Below are 21,792 nucleotides of genomic sequence, written 5' to 3' on the forward strand. Positions count from 1 at the left end.
TCTCCTTAAGCTCGATCCGGCACTTGGCCGGGCATCAGGTCGTAGGGGTGTTGCCAACCCGGCTGTTCAGACAGCCGCGTCAGCCATTTGTCGATATTGGGCCATTCGGAACGGTCAAAGCCGAAGGGCTCGGGGTAATACAGGTATCCGCAGCAGCTGAGATCGGCGTTGGTCACGCCGTCGCCCACGATCCAGTCGCGGCCATCCAGATGTGCGTTCAGAATTTGATAGGCCGACTTCAAACGGCCCTGATTAAAGGCAATGACGTCAGCATTCCGATGCTCTGCGGGAAGGAAATTCATCAAAAATCGTGTCATTCCAGCTCCTGAGCTGAGCTTGTGATTGTCCCACAAAACCCAGCGCAGAACTTCGTACCGCTCCGCGCGAGAATTACCACCAAACTTTCCGGTCTTTTCGGTCACATACGCTTGAATGGCACCAGACTGGCTGGTGCTGAAATCACCGTCCACCAAGACGGGCGCTTCGCCCATCGCGTTGACATTCGCCCTGTATTCCGGTGTGCGGGTCTGGCCGTTAAAGAAATCAACTTCGATTGGCTCCCAGTCCAACCCGGACATCTCCAAAGCCAGCGCAGCCTTGTACGAGTTTCCGCTGACGCTGAAACAGTGCAGTTTGATGGTCATTCTTAGCCTCCCTTAACGTATGCCCGACCGAGTGGTGCCGTTGGCTTTCGCCCGCCCTGTGTCGGGCGGTTGCGGTTCTTTAACGTTTGCGCGCTTCGAGTTCCGAATTGAAGATACGCAAGCGGTGCGTCAGGTTCTCCTCGTGAATGACGCTGTTGAAGTTTTCAAACAGGAAAGACAGTGCTTCGCCTTCGTCCAGACCGGCCTCGCGGGAAAAGGCCCTGAGGCGGCGATATCCATCTTCGGTCATGGCAACCGGGAAACGGCGGGTCAGTCGAAAACGTTTCGGCATGTCTATCCTTTCGAAAACCCGGCTGCGGGAACAGCCCCGCAGCCGGTTTCAGATCAGAAGCTTGCCGCCTCGAGCGCCATGACGGTGTCGGCACCGGTCTGAATGCGTGCAAGGTGCAGCGCAGTAGCCGGCAGGCGACGGGCCATGTAGAACTGACCGGTGGCAATCTTGGTCTGGTAGAACTCGGTATCCGAGGTGCCGCCGTCAAGGGCTGCATAAGCCGCTTTTGCCATTTGTGCCCACATCAGGCCCAGGCAGACATGGCCGAACATGTGCATGAAGTCGTTCGAACCGGCCAGCGCGTGGTTCGGGTTCTTGGCGCCGTTCTGCATGAAGTACATGCCGGCCGCCTGCAGATCCTTCGAGGCCGCCTTGAGCGGTTCGATGAACGCCTTGTCCAGCGCTTCGTTCTGGCCACCGTTTTCCTTGCAGAAATTCTTGACCATCTCGAAGAAGGCCATCACGTGCTTGCCGCCATCCGTGGCCAGCTTACGACCCACAAGGTCCAGCGCCTGAACGCCGTTTGCACCTTCGTAGATCATAGCGATGCGGGCGTCGCGGGTATACTGCGACATGCCCCATTCCTCGATATAACCGTGGCCGCCGTAAACCTGCTGTGCCTTGACGGTCATGTCATAGCCTTCGTCGGTCAGGAAACCCTTGATGACCGGCGTCAGCAGCGAGATCAGGCCGTCCGCATCTTTGTCATGCGCGCGATGCGCCTTGTCGATCATCGTGGCACCCCACAGGGCAAACGCACGCGCGCCTTCGGTAAAGCTTTTCTGATCCATCAGGCTGCGGCGGATGTCGGGGTGGACGATCAGTGGATCGGCCGGACCATCGGGGTTCTTGGCGCCGGTTACATCACGACCCTGCAGACGGTCCTTGGCATATTCTACCGCGTTCTGATAGGCAGCCTCGGCCTGTGCCAGGCCCTGCATACCCACACCCAGACGCGCTTCGTTCATCATTGTGAACATGGCACGCATACCTTTGTGCAGGTCGCCCAGCAGGAAGCCGGTGGCTTCGTCATAGTTCATCACACAGGTCGAGTTGCCGTGGATGCCCATTTTCTCTTCGACTTTGCCGACCGAAACGCCGTTGCGTTCGCCCAGCGAGCCGTCTTCGTTGACGATGAACTTGGGCACGATGAACAGCGATACGCCCTTGATGCCCTCGGGGCCGCCGGGGATTTTGGCCAGAACCAGATGGATGATATTGTCGGCCAAGTCGTGGTCACCGGCCGAGATAAAGATCTTCTGACCCGACACCTTATAGCTGCCATCGTCCTGCGGTTCAGCTTTGGTGCGCATCAGGCCCAGATCGGTGCCGCAATGCGGTTCGGTCAGGTTCATGGTGCCGGTCCACTCGCAGCTGACCATGTTGGGCAGGTAGGTGGCTTTCTGCTCGTCGGTGCCGTGGGCCAGAATGGCCGAGGCCGCGCCATGGGTCAGGCCCTGATACATGGTGAACGCCTGGTTCGAGGATGAGAACATCTCACCCACCGCACTGCCGATCACGTAGGGCATGTTCTGGCCGCCGAACTCTTCGGGCATGTCCAGACCGGTCCAGCCACCTTCTTTGACTTGCTCGAAAGCGTCTTTGAACCCTGTAGGGGTATAAACGACACCATTTTCGTGGCGAACGCCTTCAGTATCGCCAACCACGTTCAGCGGATGCAGAACGTTTGATGAAATCTTGCCTGCTTCTTCCAGCACGGCAGCGGTGAAATCCGCGTCCAGTTCGTCGTAACCGGGAATGTCCGATCCCGATACGTTCAGCACTTCGTGCAGGATGAATTGCATGTCTTTGGTTGGCGCGTTGTAGACGGGCATTTGAAGCTCCCTTTAAAATTCGAATGTCCGGTGATTGGGACCGCCGGGATTTACTCGGCGGCCTTTTTGTCGTTTTTCATCGAGGCGATCACTTTCTCGCCCCAACGCAACTGTTCTTTCAGATCGTCGATCGCCTGGGTCAGTTCTTCCCGGCGTGCTTCCATGTCGGCTAAGCGTTCACGGGCGATCTCAAATGTGCGGGTCATCTGGGTCATCTGCTGATCACCCACATGATAAAGGTCCAGCAACTGCCGGATTTCCTCGAGGCTGAACCCAAAACGCTTGCCGCGCAGGATCAGTTTCAGACGGGCGCGGTCACGTTTGGTGAACAGACGTTTCTGTCCTTCACGGATCGGGAACAGCAGTTCCTTGGCCTCGTAAAACCGCAAAGTTCGCGGCGTGACATCATAAGTCTCGCACATTTCACGAATGGTCATCAGATCTTCGGTCATGGCTTCAGCACTCTTGTTCACTGGCGTTGATGTGGTTCAGTTGCGCAGTTTGTGCGCCACTTACAACACGGAGATGGCGTTCGCGTAATCCAAACGCTACGTCACAAATAAGTTGACGTAACTTCCGTTTGCGTCAAGTGGATTTGAGGCTGGGCGGCCGTAACGTCACGTCACGAATAGTGTCGGAAACAACCAGATTGGGGCGTGGAGGCGCAACAAAATAACCCTGCCAGTCAACAGCGCGACAGCAGGGTCGAAAGGAATAGCACTATATCGAAGGGCTGGGTGGCCGCGATCAGTTCAGGGATTTCGCGGTCTGATCGCGCATCTGTTTCAAGGCGTCGATCGCATCGTCAAGCTGTTGTTTCTGTGAATTCAGCTCGATCAGTTGAAGGTCAGCCATCTCGACAAACGTCTTCATCTGCGCCTGATTCCCCTGATCTTCATAGATCAGCAACCACTGCCGGATGTCTTCCAGAGGGAACCCGTATTTGCGCCCCCGCATGATCAACGTCATACGCGCACATTCGCGCGGACCGTAAAACCGCGAGCGGCCTTCACGATCGGGCTGCAAAAGCTCGATATATTCATAGTAACGCAGGGTGCGCGGGGTCACATCGAACTCGGCACACATCTCTTTGAATGACAAACGGTCGTCGGACATTCCTGATCTCCTCTGCGGCAGCCTATGACCTGTCGGCTTCAAGCGCAACAGGCGGGCTTGCTCTTTTGCGGGTCACACGCTCATAAAGGGATAAATCAAGAGGACACAAGCAGATGGTCGACAAAGCCGCTATCGCGCGCCAGTTCATCGAAGCGATTCCGCATGCTCGCGCGTTGGGTATGAAGCTGAACAAAATCGGGAATGGCGAGGCTGAAATAACGATGCCGTATAATGCCGAACTGGTCGGCGATCCGCGCACTGGCGTCATTCACGGAGGTGCGGTCTTTGCGGTACTAGACACGTGCTGCGGAGCCGCCGTCATGAGCCATCCTGCCGCCCCCGGCGGTACGGCTACGATTGACCTGAGAATAGACTATATGAGGGCTGCGACGCCGGGTCAGAGCATCACGACCCACGCCACATGCTACCACTTGACCCGCAATGTCGCCTTTGTGCGCGCGACCGCGATGGACGAGGATCAGGAGTTGCCTGTTGCCACAGCCTCGGGGTCTTTCACGGTGGAGGGTTTGTGATGGCGCGGCAACGTCCCGAACCCATGCAGGTGGTCAAGCACAGGCGCGATGCGGCACTGAACGCGATCGTCGATGGTGTCCCCTTTATTCGGTTCCTCAATATTGCCTTCGACCGGCGCGGGGACGAGCTGACCGGAGTGCTGAATTTTGACGAAAAGTTGATCGGAAATCCCCTGCTTCCAGCCCTGCACGGCGGGGTCACTGCCGCTTTTCTCGAAGTGACGGCCGTCATCACGCTGAGTTGGGAGTACTTCCTGCCCAGTATCGAAAGCGGTGAATTGGACGCCGATGCAATCGTCAAGGACGAGTCGATCCGGTTTCCAAAAACGGTCGACTTCACGGTCGACTATTTGCGATCGGGTTTGCCACGCGACGCCTATGCCCGTGCTTTTGTCAGCCGATCGGGGCGGCGTTATGCATCGGTTAGGGTCGAAGCGTGGCAGGACAACCACGCGCGTCCCTATGCGCAGGCATCGGGGCATTTCCTGATGCCGCAACCTAAGGCCAAGGATAGCTAGAACACCATGCAGGACGCTTCGGCACCTATAACGCATGGACGGGTGCTGAAGATTGCCCTTCCTATCGTGTTGTCAAACGCAACCGTTCCGATTTTGGGCGCGGTCGATACCGGCGTTGTGGGTCAGATGGGGCAGGCGGCCCCCATCGGAGCCGTCGGCATGGGTGCTGTCATCCTGTCTGCGATCTATTGGATCTTCGGGTTTTTGCGCATGGGGACCACCGGCCTTGCAGCGCAGGCGCGCGGGGCGGGCGACACGGCCGAGACCGGAGCGCTGTTGATGCGCGGCCTGCTTCTGGGCGGTGCGGCGGGTCTTGTCTTTATCGTTACGCAAGTGTGGGTGTTCTGGGGGGCCTTCGCGCTGTCCCCGGCCAGTCCCGAGGTCGAGTCCCTGACCCGCGCATACCTTGAAATTCGTATCTGGGGTGCGCCCGCGACGATTGCGCTTTATGCCGTGACCGGCTGGTTGATTGCTATCGAGCGCACCCGTGGCGTGTTCCTTCTTCAGATCTGGATGAACGGGCTGAACATTCTGTTGGACCTATGGTTCGTTCTTGGGCTGGGCTGGGGTGTCGAAGGTGTCGCTGTTGCGACCCTCATCGCCGAGTGGACCGGTCTGGCGTTGGGTCTGTGGCTGTGTCGCAGCGCGTTCGGCGGCAATCAGTGGCGCGACTGGCCCCGCATATTCAACGCCGCGCGTTTGCGTCGGATGGTGCAGGTGAATACCGATATCATGATCCGGTCGGTCCTGTTGACGGGCTCTTTCACCACCTTTCTGTTCGTGGGCTCGGATCTGGGCGACGTCAATCTGGCGGCCAATCAGGTCCTTCTGCAGTTTCTTGAGATCACCGCCTTTGCGCTGGACGGCTTTGCCTTTTCAGCCGAGGCACTGGTGGGCGGCGCAGTGGGGGCGCGGAACCGGTATCAGTTGCGGCGGGCTTCGGTCATGGCGTCTCAATGGGGGGTAGGGGGTGCTTTCGCGCTGGGCGCGGTATTCTACCTTGCCGGGCCTGCGCTGATCGACCTTATGTCTACCTCTCCCGAGGTCCGTCTGGCCGCGCGAGAATACCTGATCTGGGCGGCGCTGGCCCCGGTGATCGGAGTGGCTAGCTGGATGTTCGACGGCATCTATATCGGGGCAACCTGGACGCGGGATATGCGCAACGCGATGATCCAGTCGGTTGCAATCTACGTGGTTGTCCTGTTCGTACTGGTGCCGACTCTGGGCAATCACGGCCTTTGGGCCGCGTTGATGGTTCTGAACATCGCGCGGGGATTGACCTTGGGCTGGCGCTATCCCCGGCTTGAGGCGCAGATCGCTTAAAGCAGGTCCAGCAGGTTCTCGGGCGGGCGGCCGATGGCGGCCTTGTCGCCATTGATCGCCAGAGGACGCTCGATCAGGATCGGGTGCTTCGCCATGGCCGCGATCAATGCGTCCTCTGACGTGGTTTTGGTCAGCCCGAGTTCCTTGAACTGTTTCTCGCCCGTCCGCATCATGTCGATGGCGGGTACGTTCAAAAGGGCCAGTGTTGCGCGCAACTCATCCGCCGAGGGCGCGTCTTCAAGGTATTTCCGCACCTCGACCTGCGCGCCTTTTTCCTCAAGCAACGCCAGCCCTGCGCGGGATTTGGAACAGCGGGGGTTGTGCCAATATTCGATCATAGCCAGTCCTCACGTTTGCTGCCCATAGCCTGTGCGACCGTGTCGAACCCGTCGCGCGCCAGAAGTTTGTCCAACCCTTGCGCGATCTCAGCGGCCAGTGAAATGCCGCCATAAACCATCGCCGTGTAGAACTGCACGGCAGAGGCTCCGGCGCAAATCTTGGCATAGGCCTGTTCCGCCGTGCTGATCCCGCCAACACCGATCAGGGGGATCTGGCCGTCGGTCAACTGGCTCAATCTCGCCAATACGCGGGTGGATTTGTCGAACAGAGGTGCTCCGGACAGACCTCCGGCTTGATCCTTGTCAACACTGCGCAGACCGTCGCGGGACAGGGTGGTATTGGTGGCGATCACCGCATCCACGCCGGTTTCGCGAGCGACCTCGGCGATATCCTGCAGCTCGTCTTCGGTCAGATCGGGGGCGATCTTCAGGAACACAGGCAGGATGCGCGGTAGAGCATCGCGGGTCTCGATCACTCCCGCCAGCAACGCGCTTAGCGCGGCCTTGCCCTGCAGGTCGCGCAGTTTCTCGGTATTGGGGGACGAAACATTGACCGTCGCAAAATCCAGATGTGCCGCGCAATGGGCCAGCACCTTGGCAAAATCGCCGGGGCGGTCGTCGCTGTCCTTGTTCGCACCCAGGTTCAGGCCGATCACCGCGTCTTTGGGACGATCCGCCAGACGTTGGGCCATGACCTCCATGCCTTCGTTGTTGAAGCCAAAGCGGTTGATGGCGGCCTTGTCTTCGCTCAGGCGAAACAGGCGGGGTTTGGGGTTGCCGGGCTGCGGGCGCGGGGTCACGGCGCCGACCTCGATAAACCCGAAGCCCACGCGAGACAGGGGTGTCAGAACCTCGCCGTTCTTGTCGAAACCAGCGGCCAGCCCGACCGGGTTGGGCAGGTCAAGCCCAGCCACCTGCGTGCGCAATCGGGACGAGGTCACAGGACCGGGCGCAGGGGCAAGGCCCGCTTTCAACGCCTTTATCGACATCCCATGCGCGGCTTCCGGATCCATCCGGTGCAGGGCGGCAAGGCCCAGTTTCTCGGTCAGTTTCATCCGAAGCTCTCTCTGCTTTGGGTCGGAGCGCAACGGATCAGGCGCGACGTGTCCACCGCCGCCTGACGATGCACGACCGCTTTTTGGTAATCCGGGTCCGTGACCATTTCCATGAACGCATGGGCGGAGGGATAGCTGGCAATAAAGACTGCGTCCCAAACCTCGTCCTGCGGGCCGATCAGGGTTGTTTGAAACGCGCCGCTCCATAGAATATGCGCGCCGATACGAGCGATGATCGGGGCCGTCTCGGCCCCGTAGTTGCGATAGGCCTGCGCGCCGGTCAGACCGGCATCGGCCAGATCATGGTCATCCGGGTACGCGGCCTTGGCGCGGAATTTCACCAGATTGAGCATCTCGATCGGATGATCACGGTCCAGATTCTTGAACGCCTCGAACTGAGCGCGCTCGGGGTCGACGTAGCGGGTCATTCCATCTCCTCGGGGAACTGGTGGGCCTGCCCGTCAAAAGGCAAAGGCTTGACCCAATGCACATCCGTCATCCTGATCTGCCGGTAGAGATGCGGAAACAGCGCGCCCCCGCGCGAGACCTCCCATTTCAGGTCGTCACCCATCGCGCCGGCGTCGCAGGCCAACAGGGTCAGACCGTCGATCCCGGCGAAATGCTTGGCCGCTGTCTCGGCTGCTTGCTCGGCCGTCGAGAAATGGACATAGCCGTCTGCGACATCAATCGGAGCACCGTCCGTCGCCCCATCGGACTGCAAAGCGGCCCATTCGTCGGCCCGGAAAATCTTGTAAATCAGCATGGGGCCGTGATGCCTCGCACGGCGGGTAGAATCAAGCTGGATTTCCCCCTTTGACTCTTTGCGCGGCACGGCGCACGATCACGACAAATAACAATTGGGAGTTTGAACATGTTCACCCGCTTACTGACATCGGTCGCCGTTCTGGGCCTGACAGCAGGCATGGCAGCAGCCGAATATAAGCTGACGATCCTGCATACCAACGATTTCCACGCCCGGTTCGAACCCATCAACAAATATGACAGCGGCTGCAGCGCCGAAGACAATGCCGAAGGCGAGTGCTTTGGTGGCTCGGCCCGTTTGGTAACGGCAGTGAACGATGCCCGTGGCCGTGCCGAGAACTCGATCCTTGTGGATGGCGGAGACCAATTTCAGGGGTCCCTGTTCTATACCTATTACAAGGGCAAGGTCGCGGCTGAGTTCATGAACAAACTGAGTTATGACGCGATGACCGTGGGCAACCACGAATTCGACGACGGGCCCGAGGTTCTGCGTGGTTTCATCGACTCGGTCGATTTTCCAGTGCTGATGTCGAACGCCGATGTCAAAGACGAAGAGCTGCTGACCGACAAGATCAAGAAATCGACCGTGATTGAAGTGGGCGGGGAGAAAATCGGCCTGATCGGCCTGACTCCGGAAGACACCCATGATCTGGCCTCACCCGGCCCGAACATAACCTTCTCGGATCCGGTCCCGGCGGTGCAGGCCGAAGTTGACAGACTGACCGGAGAGGGGGTGGACAAGATCATCGTACTCAGCCATTCGGGCTTTGGCGTGGACCAACGCGTAGCCAGTGAAACAACCGGTGTCGATGTAATCGTGGGGGGACATTCCAACACGTATCTGTCCAACGTCTCGGACAAGGCGGCGGGTCCCTATCCAACCGTGGTGAACGGGGTCCAGATCGTTCAGGCCTATGCCTATGGCAAATTCCTGGGTGAGCTGAACGTGACCTTTGACGACGATGGCAATGTGGTCGAAGCCGCGGGCGAGCCGCTGATCATGGACAACACTGTGACCGAGGATCAGTCGGCGCTGGATCGCATCGCGGAACTGGCCGTGCCGCTGGACGAGATTCGCAACAAGGTTGTGGCAAGTGCTGCTGACGCGATTGAGGGCGACCGCGCTGTCTGCCGAGTGCAAGAATGCCAGATGGGCAATCTTGTAGCCGATGCCATGCTGGCCCGTGTTGCCGATCAGGGTGTGCAGATTGCAATTGCAAACTCGGGTGGTTTGCGTGCCTCGATTGATCCGGGTGACGTGACCATGGGCGAAGTGCTGACCGTGCTGCCGTTCCAGAACACGCTCTCAACCTTCCAGATCAGCGGTCAGGGCGTCATTGATGCGCTGGAAAACGGTGTGAGCCAGGTAGAAGAGGTCAAGGGCCGTTTCCCGCAAGTGGCCGGTATGACTTTCACATGGGATCCTGCGGTTGCGCCGAACGAAGGGCGTATCAGCGATGTGATGGTAGCCAAGGACGGGGGCTTTGTCCCGATTGACCCGGCGGCGACCTATCTTGTCGTGACCAACAACTATGTCCGTAATGGCGGCGACGGCTATGACATGTTCGAAGGCGATGACAAGAACGCCTATGATTATGGCCCGGACCTGGCGGATGTAACTGCTGAATATCTTGCGGAAAACGCGCCTTACACGCCGTACCTGGACGGGCGCATCAAGCAGAAGTAACCCGTTATACTATTGGAAAAGGCCGCGCCATGCTGCGCGGCCTTTTTTGGTCAGTCAAAATCGTATTCTGGCCAAAGCTCGGGATCGAGGCCCTGCAACATCGGCTGAAGGTGGTCGGATACGCTGCGCCAACCGCCGATCGACTTAGTTGAAATCTTCTTACGCACCTGATCGATGCTAGCCGTCCTGACCTGCTTGGTGTTTTCTTCCGGATGCATCATCGTCTCGGTCCACTCGAGGTCACAGAACGCAGCAACCTGTTGGCTGTAAGTCTTTGGGTCTTCGACCAGTTTTTCGTATTGGACTGTCAGTATTCGGTCGCCAAACACCGTGTTCCAATGCGTCATGTAGCGTCGATACATATTCGCGGTATGAGCGATCGCCTTTTGGTTTGAAGCATACCGCATTCCACCCGCTGGAAAGCGCCTGATCCATTTTGACAAACCGACGTCCCGCGGATCCCGAAGCATGTTAATGATCTTTGCGTTCGGAAAAGCTGCTAGCAAGAATCCAATTCGCTGGAAATTGTGTGGCATCTTGTCGACAAACGCGACCGATCCTTCTGGGATTGGGGGCATCAGGGCGCGAAAGTCCTGTGCGAACTCGCTTGCATTTTGCGAGCTGAAAGCATGAGACGCCTGCTCAAAATCACGCGAGAGATCGGCGGCCACCGTCAGCTCGCCACATCCTGCAACCCCGGGGGCAGAACTGAGCATCATCTCCATCAAGGTCGTACCCGAACGGGGCTGTCCCAGAACGAAGATTGGTACAGGGCTTTCGCTTATATCAGAGGATGGAAGATCGGTGTTTTCACGGAACTGCCCGGTGATCACTTCGAACTTTTGCTCTTCTGCCGCGAAATCGTACGGGATTGTTTCGTGTTGAATTGCGTTCGCGCGCTCGAATTGAGGCAGCGCAGCGTTAAGCCCCTGAGTTTTGGACAGCAAATGTGCCTTCGCAAATTCAAGCTCGGACAGCTTGTGTTCGCTATTTGCAATGGCTGTCTCAACCTTCTCGATTAAGTCGGGCGCACTGTCCTTGTTGGCCATTGTCGACAACTGAAGAAGTGAAAAAACGTGCTCGGGGTTTTGTGCTGTAATCTTACGCAGGATTTCACCGGCGGTTTCCTTGTCGCCGCTCTGGTGCAAATTGATTGCCTTTTGGAACGCGATGCTCTCGTCGTCCGGAGCAAGCTCGAAAGCTCGGGCAATGTCGCGCGTATTTTCTTCAACAAAGCCAATGCGCCCATAAGCTCTGGCGCGAGACGACAACAGGCTGGCATTGTCCGGGTCGCTCTCTAGCTTCTTGGTTGCGTTGTCGATGATGGCACGCCAGTTGCTGCCTTTAAGCTCAATTTCGTCAATAACCCGGCTCAGCTCTTTGTTATTGGGAAATTTCTGCAGTTTTTGCTCGGCATACTCCAATGCTTTTGGAATTTGCCCGGTCTGCATCAAAGCGTTTGCAAGGTTTTCCGCAAACTGGGGATCGTTTGGCTTTCGTTTGGATGCCTCAACGAAATGTGGAATGGATTTTCGATACTGTTTCAACTCGGTCAGGACAAACCCGGAAATGGCGTGAAAATCCGTGTCAGCTGGAAATTTCTTCAGGCCCAACTGCGCCTTTTTCAGTGCCTGTTGAAGCTTGCCAGCCTCTAAAGCGGCCACAGCCTTGCCTTTTATGGTTTTCGCTGTTTGATTTTGCATGAGACCCCGTGAGAACCTTTGCCCGAACGAAACGAATATTGATGGTTCATCTCCTATGTGCGGACGGTTTGCAATAACTCTTCCAAACGACGCTATGGCGCAGCTGTTTTCAGCGCGGCCCGCGAATACGTTGCCCGCAGTGCCCAACTTTAACGTTTGCCCGACAAATCAAGTGCATGTGGTCCGCTCGGATCAGGACGGGCGCACCCTTGATCCCTTGCGCTGGGGTTTTATCCCGCACTGGTACAAAACTGAAACGGCCGGGCCGTTGCTAATCAATGCCCGGTCAGAAACCCTGGCTGAAAAACCTGCCTATCGCGCAGCCTGCCGTGAGAGGCGGTGTCTGATTGTAGCGACAGGGTTTTACGAATGGACGAAAACTTCAAACGGTGACCGCCTGCCATGGTATATCCATCGTCAGGATCAAGCGCCGATTGCTTTTGCGGGGGTCTGGCAGAATTGGGGCTCTGACGAGAACCGACAAGGGACATGCGCCATCGTGACCACGCCCGCCAACACGCGTCTTGGGGCCATTCATCACCGTATGCCATTGATCCTTGAACAACAGGACTGGCCAATGTGGCTGGGTGAGACCGGGAAAGGGGCCGCGCGACTTATGACGCCGGGTGCCGAAGATGTCCTGACATACCACCGCGTTGACCCGGTCGTGAATTCGAACCGAGCCAGCGGGTCGTCACTGATCGAGCCTCTGGTCGAATGACGGCCGTCCTTTTCAAGCCCGCTTGCGCAAGATAGATCGTTGGCATGGCTTTGACATTTAACAGTTTGCCCGATCTCTACGCGCACGAATTCGACACTGTGATCGACGTGCGCAGCCCCGCTGAATTCGCCGAGGATCACCTGCCGGGCGCCATCAGCCTTCCCGTTCTGGACAATGATGAGCGCGCGCGGGTCGGTACAATTTACGTTCAGCAAAGCCCATTTCTGGCGCGTAAGCTGGGGGCGGCCCTGGTCTTCCGAAATGCCGCAAATCATATCGAAAACAGCCTGTCGCATCACGAAGGCGGTTGGAAGCCGCTGGTCTATTGCTGGCGCGGCGGTCAACGATCCGGGTCGTTTACTTGGATGTTGCAACAGATCGGTTGGCGGGCTGAGGTGGTTGAGGGCGGCTATCGGACATATCGCAGGCTGGTGAAGCGGTACCTCTATGATGATCCGTTGCCCCACTGCCTATATGCGCTGGATGGCTATACCGGAACTGCCAAGACAGAGCTACTTACGCTTCTCAAGGCCCAGGGCGTTCAAGTGCTGGACCTTGAAGGCTTGGCCAATCATCGAGGATCTTTGCTGGGCGAGATGCCCGGAGGACAACCCAGTCAAAAGGCCTTCGAATCCGCGCTGGCCTGTGCTCTGTGCAATCTGGATCCAAGCCGCCCGGTCGTTGTTGAGGCGGAATCGTCTAAAATCGGAACTCTGATCCTGCCGCCCTCGGTCTGGTCTGCTTTGCGCAATGCATCGCGCATACTTGTGCGGGCATCGATCGCGGCCCGGTCGGATTATCTTGTGTCCGCCTATGAGGATGTCCTAGCAGATACCGAACGGCTCAAAGATCGCCTGTCGCCATTGCGGTTCCACCGGGGCCATGACGTGGTCGATGGTTGGATCAAACTGATCGAGGCCGGAGACAAGCGTGCTTTGACCAGCGCTTTGATGCAGCAGCACTATGACCCGGCCTATACCAAGTCCAGCCGTACTCGGGTGTCGAACGTGATCGCAAGTATCGATGCTGCGTCATTGGACGCTGTTGGTCTGAGCAATGCCGCGGATCAGATCAAAGCGGTTTTGGACCAGCTATGAAAGCCGCACGCCGGCCGTTTCCGTAATCTGTCCGATCACCACAGCTGGATACCCTGCCGCGCGCAGGCGCTCGCAAATTCCATGGGCGTGCTCGGCGCGGACGGCGGCCAATAAGCCTCCGGCGGTTTGCGGATCAAAAAGCAGGTCGGCCTTGCCGCCTTCGGGCAAATCCGGAGCCGCGACTCGGTTATCTGCAAACAGGGTCGAGCGCACGCCGGTCCGGGTCAGTTCCAGCGCGCCTTTCATCAAGGGAATTGCGTCCAAATCCAGTGTCGCGCCACACCCCGAGGCCTCGCACATGCCCAGCAGATGCCCGGCCAGCCCAAACCCCGTCACATCGGTCATTGCATGGGCGTCGGCCAGAAGCCGGGCGGCCTCACCCTGCGGATGAACCATTTGGTCAAAGGCTTGCGCCACCCATTCACCTTTGGCCACCCCCGCCATTTCCGCGGCCATGATGACACCACTGCCCAGTGGCTTGGTCAGGATCAAGGCGTCTTGCGCGCGGGCGCCGGACAGAGTGATCGGATCGCGCTCGCACAGCCCTGTCAACGTGAAGCCGATGGTCATTTCATCCCCCATCGAGCTGTGCCCGCCAACGATCTCGGCGCCGGCCTGTCGCATCACTTTATGGGCGGTCGTCATGATCTCGGCCATCGTGCGGTGCTGCAGGTCAGCAGACATACGAGGCAGAATAAGCGTTGCCGTCGCGGCCTGCGGCGCGGCCCCCATCGCCCAGATATCCCCCAACGCGTGAACTGCGGCGATACGGGTCATCATTACCGGATCATCGGTCACAGCCCGCAGATGATCCGAGGTCATCACCTGGCGCGTGCCACCGGTTGTCAGAATTGCGGCGTCGTCGCCGGGCAGCGATAAGACGTCTGGCCTTTCCGATCGGGGCAGCGCCGACAGGGCAGACCGCAATGCGCCACGACCAACCTTGGCTCCACAACCACCGCACATGGGTTTGTCACCAGCGGCTTCGGCAAGTCCAGCCGCGTGCTGTGCCGGTAGAGCAGTCTGTGTCATTTCAGGCAGGTTGCGGAATTTGTTCATAAAAGACTGGTCGATGTGGTTTTTCCAACGCCACATCAACGGGCCGCTGAACGATGTTCCCAACCTCTCCCCCAGTGCGGATTTTCCGCCCAACGAGATTAGTTTCAAATAGTCTTTTTGGGGTGCATAGCGGCGCATTTTTCCGGCCCCAAGCGCGGCTCGGAGGTTGTTGAACAGGATTGGCGCCTCGCGGACTGCATAAACACCTGCCTTGGGGCGGGGGTTTTCGGACAGATGGGCGCAATCCCCGGCCGCAAAAATAGCCGGATCGCTGGATTGCAACTGGCCGTTTACGGAAATGAACCCGTCTTGCAGATCAAGCTCTGTGTCGGCGATCCAGCTGTAAGGGCGTGCGCCTGCTGCGCCGGTCACGAAACCTGCGGGAACAGTGCGCCCGTCTTTCAGTGCGACATGATCGTTTGCGATCCTGTCGATTTCGGCGTCTTCGATCACGTCGACGCCAAGCTCAGCCATGGTATGGCGGATAGTGGCGGCTGCCTTTTCCCCAGTCGCGGTCAGAGCTTTCGCATTGTCGATCAGAGTGACCTGCGCCGTTCGACCTTTGGCCTTTAGGGCGTGGGCCATTGCCATGATCAGTTCGACCCCTGCGACGCCGCCTCCGATCACGGTAACAGCGGCAGGGCCGGTGCCGTCCAGATAGGCCGCCCATTGTGCAGCAAAGGGGCCAAGCGGTTTCGCGGGGATGGCGTGTTCGGCAAAACCGGGCAGTGCCGGCATGTCAGAGGTGATCCCTACATTCACCGACGCCACATCGAACGCGACCGGAGGACGTCCGGGGACATGGACGGTACGGTTTTTGCTGTCGATGCCCTGAACGGCCCCCAATATAACTCGCGCGCCTGCGAAACGGGCCAGTTTAACAAGATCGATATCCAGTTCCCAACGCTCATAGTGACCGGCGACAAACCCCGGCAGCATGCCGGAATATGGCGCAGTCGGGCCGGGGTTGATCACGGTGACGCGCGCGCCGGGCAGGGGGTTCATCCCCCACATGCGCAGTAGCAGCGCATGCGTGTGGCCTCCGCCAATGAGAACCAGATCACGGGTCAGGGGCAGCGGAGGCATGTGCATGGTTATCAGGTCTTGCTGTGGTCCGGGACGTCTTCGACCTGTTCGACCGCGTGGGTGGCCCAAAGCTCATCCTCGCCAGCATCCGGCAGATCGTCAGGCTTTTCATGGCGGTGAATATGCCATTTGGCAATAAACAGGGCCGTGATCGGGGCAGTCAGGAACAAAAACAGAGTGATCAGCAGTTCATGAAGGGACAGCTTGCCTTCCAGAAGTACCGAGTGGCAGATTGAGGCCAGCAAAACGCCGCCCACCCCCAAAGTGGTCGCCTTGGTCGGTGCATGCAGGCGCGACATCGGGTCTTTTAACTTGATCATCCCAAACGAGCCGACAAATCCAAAGATGCCCGAGATAACCAGAAAGAAGGCGATCAACAGTTCGAAAATGAATGTCATTCCGCCCTCATTCAATAATGTTGCCGCGCAGCATAAAGCGTGCGTAGGCCACGGTTGAGACAAAGCCGAGCATGGCGATGATCATGGCGGCTTCGAAAAAGATCTCGGTGCCGAGATACAGGCCGTAAAGCACAATCAAAGCGATCGTATTGATCACCATCGTATCCAAGGCCAGAACCCGGGTACCCACGCCATCAGCAGTGATGATCCGCCAAAGACACATCATGATTGCGGCCCCGAAACAGACAAAGGCAAATTGTATCGCCAAGTCGATCATTCGAAAATCTCCTTCAGCCGCCGCTCGTAACGTTGTTTGATCTGGTCGCGAACCGCGTCCGGGTCTGGCGCATCCAGGCAATGAACCAGAAGACAGTGACCCTGAGCGGACAGGTCGCTGCTGACGGTTCCTGGGGTCATCGTGATGGTGCCGGCCAGCACAGTGATCGCTTCGGGTGTGCGCAACTCCAGCGGGACACTGATCCAGCACGGTTTCCGGTCCGCGTCACGTTTAAACAGGATGATCATGGCCACTGTGACGTTGGCAACAACGATATCCCACAGCACAATCAGCATATATTCTGCGATCATTGGCCAGTTGCGCAGTTTCGGGCGGTCGGGCCAATAAGGTTGCGTGATGAAGGGGATAATAATTCCCAACAGCAGGCCAAACACGAAGGAGTTCAACGAACCCGTGTTGGCAAGTAACACCCAGACGACCGTCAGAAGAAACGTCAGGTGCGGGTGGGGGAAAATCCGGCGCAGAAGTCTGATCATTCTTCTCCTCCCAATACAGCTGAGATGTAGGCGTCAGGCGTGTAAAGCTGCTCGGCCGTTTTCGTGGCATAGGTCAGGGCAGGGCCGGCAAAAAGAGTAAGCAGAACCAAACCCAAAACCAGCCCGAAAACCGAGGTCAGAGCAAGAGCAGGATTGGGTTCGGGGGCTGGCTGCTCGGCCACGTCACCCTGGCTGCCATCGCCGATATGCTGCGCATCGTGGCTTTTCCAGAAGATCAGCGTCCCGGCACGGGCCAGTCCGACAATCGTCACGAAGGACCCGATCAGCACGACGGCCCAGATGGCGTTTGCGTCCGGTGCGTCCCGTGCTGCGTCCAGTACCAGCAGCTTGCCGATAAACCCGGACAAGGGCGGCATGCCAGCCAACGCAATCGCACCGACGAAGAACAGGGCCGAGACCAGCCCGCTTTGCGGCATTGGGGCGGTCGGGGCGATCGCCCCGCCGCGACGTTCGACGACCAGATCGGCCACCAGGAACATTAGGGCGGTCGCCAGTGTCGAGTGATAGACGTAGTAGAGAGCCGCGCCAGTTGCCGCTTCGGTGAACAACGAGATAGCGACCAGCAGCGTCCCCATCGAGGCGATGGCGCAGAAGGCCACCATCCGGGCGATGTGCTGCGCGCCAAGGATACCAATCGCTCCGACGGCCAGCGTCACCAGTGCGGCGGGTTGCAACCAAGTCCCGACCAGGCCCTGCGTGGCTTCGACCTCGGGGCCAAAGCCAAGCGTATACATCCGCAGGATCGAATAGGCCCCGACTTTGGTCATGATCGCAAACAAGGCCGCGACCGGCAGTGGCGCGTTGGCATAGCTGGCGGGCAGCCAGAAATGCAGTGGCAGAACAGCGGCTTTGATACAGAAGACCAGCAACAGCAGCACCGCGCCCACACGCAACAGAGCAGTATCCTCGGCAGGCAATTCCGCAACGCGCACCGCCATATCTGCCATGTTCAGCGTGCCTGTCACCGCATAAAGCGTGCCCAGCGCGAACAGGAACAGGGTCGAGCCCAGCAGGTTATAGGCGACGTATTGCACCCCTGCCTTAAGGCGAACCGCGCCGCCGCCATGGGTCATCAGGCCATAGGACGCGATCAGAAGGACCTCGAAGAACACGAAAAGGTTGAAAGCATCACCCGTCAGGAAAGCGCCACACACGCCCATGAGCTGAAAGTGAAACAACGCGTGAAAATGCTTGCCCCTGTCGTCCCAACCTGAGGCGATGGCATATAGCACGATAGGCAGGGCCAGCAGCGCGGTCAGCAGGACCATCATGGCTGACAGCCTATCCAGCACAAGAATGATACCGAAGGGTGCAGGCCAATTGCCCAGTTCATAAACCTGGATATCACCGCCTGCAGCTTGCGCTGTGATGGTCAGAGCGATCCCCAGCAGGCCCACCACTCCAGCGACAGAGAAGATGCGCTGCAGGTCAAGGTGGTAGCGCAGGACCATGATGATGAATGGGGCCAGGATCGCGGGCAGGACGATCGGCGCTACGATCCAGTGGTTCATGCGTCATCTCCTGCCGGGTCGGTATTGTCTTGCGCGGTCATGTCGATGTGGTCATTGCGCGCCGACAGATAGGCGGATAACGAGATCATGACGATCACCGCTGTCATGCCAAAAGAAATGACGATTGCCGTCAACACCAGCGCTTGCGGCAGTGGATCGGTGTAAGGGACATCTTCGTATTTGTTCAGCACCGCAGGCGCGTTCAGCGCCAACCGACCAGTGGCAAACAGAAACACGTTCACTGCATAGGTGATCAGCGACAGGCCCAGAATAACCGGGAATGTACGACGACGCAGGATCAGGAAAATCCCGGCAGTGGTCATGACGCCTACGGCAGAGGCAACCAGCGCTTCCATCAGACCTGCTCCTTCTCTTGTTCTTCTTCTGGCGGATCGTCACGCAGCGGGTTGATATCCATTGGGAATTCCTGCGCCATACCCGGCTGCCACGCAAAACGAGACAGGCTGTCCAGTGCCAGCATGACCGCACCCAAAACCGCCAGGAAAACGCCCGTATCAAACAGGATTGCTGTTGCCCACTCGAACTCTTCGAGCGGGGGCCAGTGAATATAGCCGAAGTCGCTGGTCAGGAACGGCCGTTCATTGAACCAGGCGCCGATGCCTGTTGCCGCAGCGATCAGAACACCCCAACCGATTGTGCCGTGGTAGTAGAACCGCTGACGCTCGATCGCCCAAGTATAGCCGCTGGCCATGTACTGCATCAGGAAGGCGATTGCCACGATCAGGCCGGCGATGAACCCTCCACCAGGCTGGTTGTGACCGCGGAAAAAGATGTAGGCACCCACCATCAGGGCAATGGGCATCATCATACGCGTCACCACTACCATCATCAAAGGATGTGAATCCCCGGATTGAGGCCAGTGCGGCTTGCGGTTCAGCAGATAGGCCCGAACGTTGGTCGCTAGAACGGATTCCGTCAGCGCAAAGATGATCAAAGCGGCAATGCCCAGCACGATGATCTCTCCGAACGTATCAAACCCTCGGAAGTCCACGAGGATCACGTTGACCACATTGGTTCCCCCGCCACCTTTGTAGGAATTGGCCAGATGGAACTCTGAGATTGTGGGAAAGGCAAAGTCTCGCAACATCAGTGCATAGACCAGAGCGCCTGTACCGATCCCGGCCCCGACCGAGATTGCTGCATCGCGCCACCGCCGCGCCGCGCTGCTATCCCATGGTGTGTCCGTGGGCAGGAAGTTCAGGGACAACAAAAGCAGGATCATTGTCACCACTTCGACCGAGATCTGAGTCAGCGCAAGGTCAGGTGCCGACAGATAGTTGAACGCCATCGAAACAATCAGACCAACGACGCCGATCAGAACCAGCGAAAGCAGGCGGTTGCGGTGGAACCACATGATAGCCAGTGTCGCGGTGACCAGACAGATCCAGCCGACGACCGGAATGATCTCAAGCTTAAGCGGTTCGCGGGTGACCGGACCGATCGTGCCTGTGGCATAGGCATAGTATCCCAAACCCACGGTGAACACGATCAGGATCATGGCATAGCGGCTGATCACGCCATTATGCAGTGAGTCCGTGATCCGGCGGCTAAGCGCAGTCAACGCTGCGATCACAGCTTCAAAGATCACCTTGGCCTCGGGGCGGGGCAGGGCGTTCCAAAGGCTTTCCGCCCGGCGATGCTGCGACAGCAGGAACAAGCCGCCCAAGGTTGCGACGACTGACATGTAAAGCGCAGGCGTGAATCCGTGCCACAGTTTCAGCGAATAGTAGGGAAGTTTTTCACCGCCAATCACCGCGCTGGAAACCACGGCGACCAATGGGCCAACAATCGCTGCAGAATACAGGCCGATCAGAACGACCAAAACAATCAAAAACGCAGGGGCCAGCCAAAGACCTACAGGTGGATCATGCGGATGCGCAGGATAGTCGTCGCGTTTTGGACCCAGGAACACATGGCTGACAAAGCGGAAGGAGTAGGCTGCCGAAAACAGCGCCGCCAGAAGGGCCAGCCCAGGCACCAGGTAGTGCGAATGCAGCCAGGTGGTGTGGACGGTTTCCTCCAGCATCATTTCTTTCGACAGGAAACCGTTCAACGGTGGCAGACCGGCCATAGACAGGGCCGCTATGGTGCCAATCGTGAAAGTGATTGGCATCAGGTGACGCAACCCGCCCAGCCGCTTTACGTCGCGCGTGCCAGTTTCATGATCGACGATCCCGGCGGTCATGAACAGCGCGGCTTTGAACGTGGCGTGGTTGATGATGTGGAATACGGCAGCCACGGCAGCAAATTTGGTGCCAAAGCCCAGTAGCATGGTGATCAGACCCAGATGCGACACGGTCGAAAAGGCCAGCAATGCCTTTAGGTCATCCTTGAACAGCGCAATCACCGCGCCCATCAGCATCGTCACCAGCCCGGTGGTGGCCACGATATAGAACCACGCATCGGTCCCGGCCAGAACCGGCCACATCCGCGCCATCAGGAACAGCCCCGCCTTAACCATCGTGGCCGAGTGCAGATAGGCCGAAACAGGCGTCGGGGCGGCCATCGCGTGGGGCAGCCAGAAATGGAACGGGAACTGCGCCGATTTGGTGAAACACCCCAGAAGGATCAGGATCAACGCCGGCAGGTAATAGGGTGAGGCTTGGACCAGCTCTTTGTTCTGAAGGATCACGCTCAGGTCATACGACCCGACGATATTGCCCAAAATCAGCATCCCGGCGATCATCGCCAGACCGCCCGAACCGGTGACAGCCAATGCCATTCGTGCGCCCTGACGGCCTTCGGGCAGATGTTTCCAATAACCGATCAAAAGGAATGAGCTTAAAGACGTAAGCTCCCAGAAGATAAGCAAAAGAAGAATGTTGTCGGAGAGGACGATTCCGACCATCGCGCCCTGAAACAGCAGCAGATAGGTGTAGAACTGACCCATTGGGTCCTCACGCGAGAGATAGAACCGCGCATAGAGAATGATCAGCAGACCAATGCCAAGAATCAGCAGAGCAAACAGGAAACCAAGCCCATCCAGCATGAAATTCGCGTTCAGGCCCAGAAGGGGTATCCAATCGAACCGAGCGGTTACGACATCCCCGCGCATAACAGACGGAATGTGGATCAGCAGACCAGCAAGGGCCAGAAACGTGGTCAAACCCGCGGCCGAGGCTGCTGCATTTCGTCCTGCCCTGATCAGCAGGGCTGGAAACACAGCGCCGAGAAAGGGAAGGGCCGCGATGAGGAATAGGGACAAGTGCGATACTCCGGTCTTGGCGGTCAATGTATTACTGTTTTTGTAAGGGAAATTTTTCGACTGTCCAGCTATTGCAAGTTTTTCACTTCGTTC

Annotated in this window: 23 protein-coding genes; 6 read left to right on the forward strand and 17 right to left on the reverse strand. The window is 58.1% G+C overall.

Translation table 11 applies throughout. From position 1 onward, the window contains the following. Positions 1-5: 5 nt before the first annotated feature. The 5 genes from AC2FNR_RS09045 to AC2FNR_RS09065 form a co-directional block, all read right to left on the reverse strand. Positions 6-644: a glutathione S-transferase family protein gene (locus tag AC2FNR_RS09045; protein ID WP_496848820.1), complete on the reverse strand. Its 639-nt coding sequence runs from the start codon at positions 642-644 to the stop codon at positions 6-8. 79 nt (positions 645-723) lie between these two features. Beyond that, entirely contained in the window at positions 724-936 is a 213-nt protein-coding gene (locus AC2FNR_RS09050) for a hypothetical protein (RefSeq protein WP_170354706.1), read from the reverse strand. A 53-nt stretch (positions 937-989) separates the two neighbouring features. Continuing rightward, positions 990-2,771, reverse strand: a complete 1,782-nt coding sequence (locus AC2FNR_RS09055) for an acyl-CoA dehydrogenase C-terminal domain-containing protein (RefSeq protein WP_496848822.1) — start codon at positions 2,769-2,771, stop codon at positions 990-992. Between the two features lie 50 nt (positions 2,772-2,821). After that, entirely contained in the window at positions 2,822-3,223 is a 402-nt protein-coding gene (locus AC2FNR_RS09060) for a MerR family transcriptional regulator (protein ID WP_170354704.1), read from the reverse strand. A gap of 295 nt (positions 3,224-3,518) precedes the next feature. Beyond that, positions 3,519-3,887, reverse strand: a complete 369-nt coding sequence (locus AC2FNR_RS09065) for a MerR family transcriptional regulator (RefSeq protein WP_170354703.1) — start codon at positions 3,885-3,887, stop codon at positions 3,519-3,521. A 113-nt stretch (positions 3,888-4,000) separates the two neighbouring features. On the opposite strand from AC2FNR_RS09065, the gene AC2FNR_RS09070 reads away from it, so the two are divergent. The 3 genes from AC2FNR_RS09070 to AC2FNR_RS09080 are packed head-to-tail and all read left to right on the forward strand — an operon-like array spanning position 4,001 to position 6,261. After that, positions 4,001-4,420: a PaaI family thioesterase gene (locus AC2FNR_RS09070; RefSeq protein ID WP_170354702.1), complete on the forward strand. Its 420-nt coding sequence runs from the start codon at positions 4,001-4,003 to the stop codon at positions 4,418-4,420. Further along, complete coding sequence (locus AC2FNR_RS09075) at positions 4,420-4,938, forward strand: PaaI family thioesterase (RefSeq protein WP_170752311.1); 519 nt, start codon at positions 4,420-4,422, stop codon at positions 4,936-4,938. The genes AC2FNR_RS09070 and AC2FNR_RS09075 overlap by 1 nt, the downstream gene beginning before the upstream one ends. A gap of 6 nt (positions 4,939-4,944) precedes the next feature. Next, entirely contained in the window at positions 4,945-6,261 is a 1,317-nt protein-coding gene (locus AC2FNR_RS09080; RefSeq protein ID WP_496848824.1) for an MATE family efflux transporter, read from the forward strand. Here the strand turns inward: AC2FNR_RS09080 and arsC are convergent. Genes arsC through AC2FNR_RS09100 form a run of 4 tightly spaced genes read right to left on the reverse strand, consistent with a single transcriptional unit; the run spans position 6,258 to position 8,417 of the window. Further along, positions 6,258-6,599, reverse strand: coding sequence for an arsenate reductase (glutaredoxin) (gene arsC / locus AC2FNR_RS09085; protein ID WP_170752315.1), 342 nt, complete (start codon positions 6,597-6,599; stop codon positions 6,258-6,260). The genes AC2FNR_RS09080 and arsC overlap by 4 nt on opposite strands. Further along, entirely contained in the window at positions 6,596-7,654 is a 1,059-nt protein-coding gene (locus AC2FNR_RS09090) for a quinone-dependent dihydroorotate dehydrogenase (protein ID WP_496848825.1), read from the reverse strand. The genes arsC and AC2FNR_RS09090 overlap by 4 nt, the downstream gene beginning before the upstream one ends. After that, the gene (locus tag AC2FNR_RS09095; protein WP_496848826.1) at positions 7,651-8,082 is read right to left on the reverse strand and encodes a DUF1330 domain-containing protein; all 432 of its coding nucleotides are present in this window, start codon (positions 8,080-8,082) and stop codon (positions 7,651-7,653) included. The genes AC2FNR_RS09090 and AC2FNR_RS09095 overlap by 4 nt, the downstream gene beginning before the upstream one ends. Further along, complete coding sequence (locus AC2FNR_RS09100; RefSeq protein WP_496848828.1) at positions 8,079-8,417, reverse strand: DUF952 domain-containing protein; 339 nt, start codon at positions 8,415-8,417, stop codon at positions 8,079-8,081. The genes AC2FNR_RS09095 and AC2FNR_RS09100 overlap by 4 nt, the downstream gene beginning before the upstream one ends. Before the next feature lie 108 nt (positions 8,418-8,525). On the opposite strand from AC2FNR_RS09100, the gene AC2FNR_RS09105 reads away from it, so the two are divergent. Then, positions 8,526-10,103 carry a bifunctional metallophosphatase/5'-nucleotidase gene (locus tag AC2FNR_RS09105; RefSeq protein ID WP_496848829.1) on the forward strand — a complete coding sequence of 526 codons (1,578 nt, stop codon included), beginning with the start codon at positions 8,526-8,528 and terminating at the stop codon, positions 10,101-10,103. 50 nt (positions 10,104-10,153) lie between these two features. Here AC2FNR_RS09105 and AC2FNR_RS09110 read toward each other — a convergent pair whose 3' ends face one another. Next, a complete protein-coding gene (locus AC2FNR_RS09110) occupies positions 10,154-11,953 on the reverse strand; it encodes a tetratricopeptide repeat-containing sulfotransferase family protein (protein ID WP_496848831.1) in 1,800 nt (599 codons plus the stop codon). Here AC2FNR_RS09110 and AC2FNR_RS09115 point away from each other — a divergent pair. Next, positions 11,862-12,527: an SOS response-associated peptidase gene (locus AC2FNR_RS09115; RefSeq protein ID WP_496848833.1), complete on the forward strand. Its 666-nt coding sequence runs from the start codon at positions 11,862-11,864 to the stop codon at positions 12,525-12,527. The two genes, AC2FNR_RS09110 and AC2FNR_RS09115, sit on opposite strands and share 92 nt — an antisense overlap. A gap of 44 nt (positions 12,528-12,571) precedes the next feature. Further along, the gene (mnmH, locus tag AC2FNR_RS09120) at positions 12,572-13,624 is read left to right on the forward strand and encodes a tRNA 2-selenouridine(34) synthase MnmH (protein ID WP_496848834.1); all 1,053 of its coding nucleotides are present in this window, start codon (positions 12,572-12,574) and stop codon (positions 13,622-13,624) included. On the opposite strand, the gene selD is transcribed toward mnmH, so the two are convergent. Genes selD through AC2FNR_RS09155 form a run of 7 tightly spaced genes read right to left on the reverse strand, consistent with a single transcriptional unit; the run spans position 13,619 to position 21,699 of the window. Continuing rightward, positions 13,619-15,775, reverse strand: a complete 2,157-nt coding sequence (selD, locus tag AC2FNR_RS09125) for a selenide, water dikinase SelD (protein ID WP_496848836.1) — start codon at positions 15,773-15,775, stop codon at positions 13,619-13,621. The genes mnmH and selD overlap by 6 nt on opposite strands. Positions 15,776-15,780: 5 nt before the next feature. Beyond that, positions 15,781-16,167, reverse strand: a complete 387-nt coding sequence (locus tag AC2FNR_RS09130; protein WP_170354691.1) for a Na+/H+ antiporter subunit G — start codon at positions 16,165-16,167, stop codon at positions 15,781-15,783. A 7-nt stretch (positions 16,168-16,174) separates the two neighbouring features. Further along, the gene (locus AC2FNR_RS09135; protein ID WP_170354690.1) at positions 16,175-16,444 is read right to left on the reverse strand and encodes a K+/H+ antiporter subunit F; all 270 of its coding nucleotides are present in this window, start codon (positions 16,442-16,444) and stop codon (positions 16,175-16,177) included. Further along, on the reverse strand, positions 16,441-16,941 hold the full coding sequence (locus AC2FNR_RS09140; protein WP_496848837.1) for a Na+/H+ antiporter subunit E: 501 nt from the start codon (positions 16,939-16,941) through the stop codon (positions 16,441-16,443). The genes AC2FNR_RS09135 and AC2FNR_RS09140 overlap by 4 nt, the downstream gene beginning before the upstream one ends. Further along, positions 16,938-18,473, reverse strand: coding sequence for a monovalent cation/H+ antiporter subunit D (locus AC2FNR_RS09145; RefSeq protein ID WP_496848838.1), 1,536 nt, complete (start codon positions 18,471-18,473; stop codon positions 16,938-16,940). The genes AC2FNR_RS09140 and AC2FNR_RS09145 overlap by 4 nt, the downstream gene beginning before the upstream one ends. Next, positions 18,470-18,829, reverse strand: a complete 360-nt coding sequence (locus AC2FNR_RS09150; protein ID WP_209194186.1) for a Na+/H+ antiporter subunit C — start codon at positions 18,827-18,829, stop codon at positions 18,470-18,472. The genes AC2FNR_RS09145 and AC2FNR_RS09150 overlap by 4 nt, the downstream gene beginning before the upstream one ends. Next, positions 18,829-21,699: a monovalent cation/H+ antiporter subunit A gene (locus AC2FNR_RS09155; protein ID WP_496848839.1), complete on the reverse strand. Its 2,871-nt coding sequence runs from the start codon at positions 21,697-21,699 to the stop codon at positions 18,829-18,831. The genes AC2FNR_RS09150 and AC2FNR_RS09155 overlap by 1 nt, the downstream gene beginning before the upstream one ends. Positions 21,700-21,792 lie beyond the last annotated feature (93 nt).

This window comes from Ruegeria sp. SATB045 (assembly GCF_059613525.1).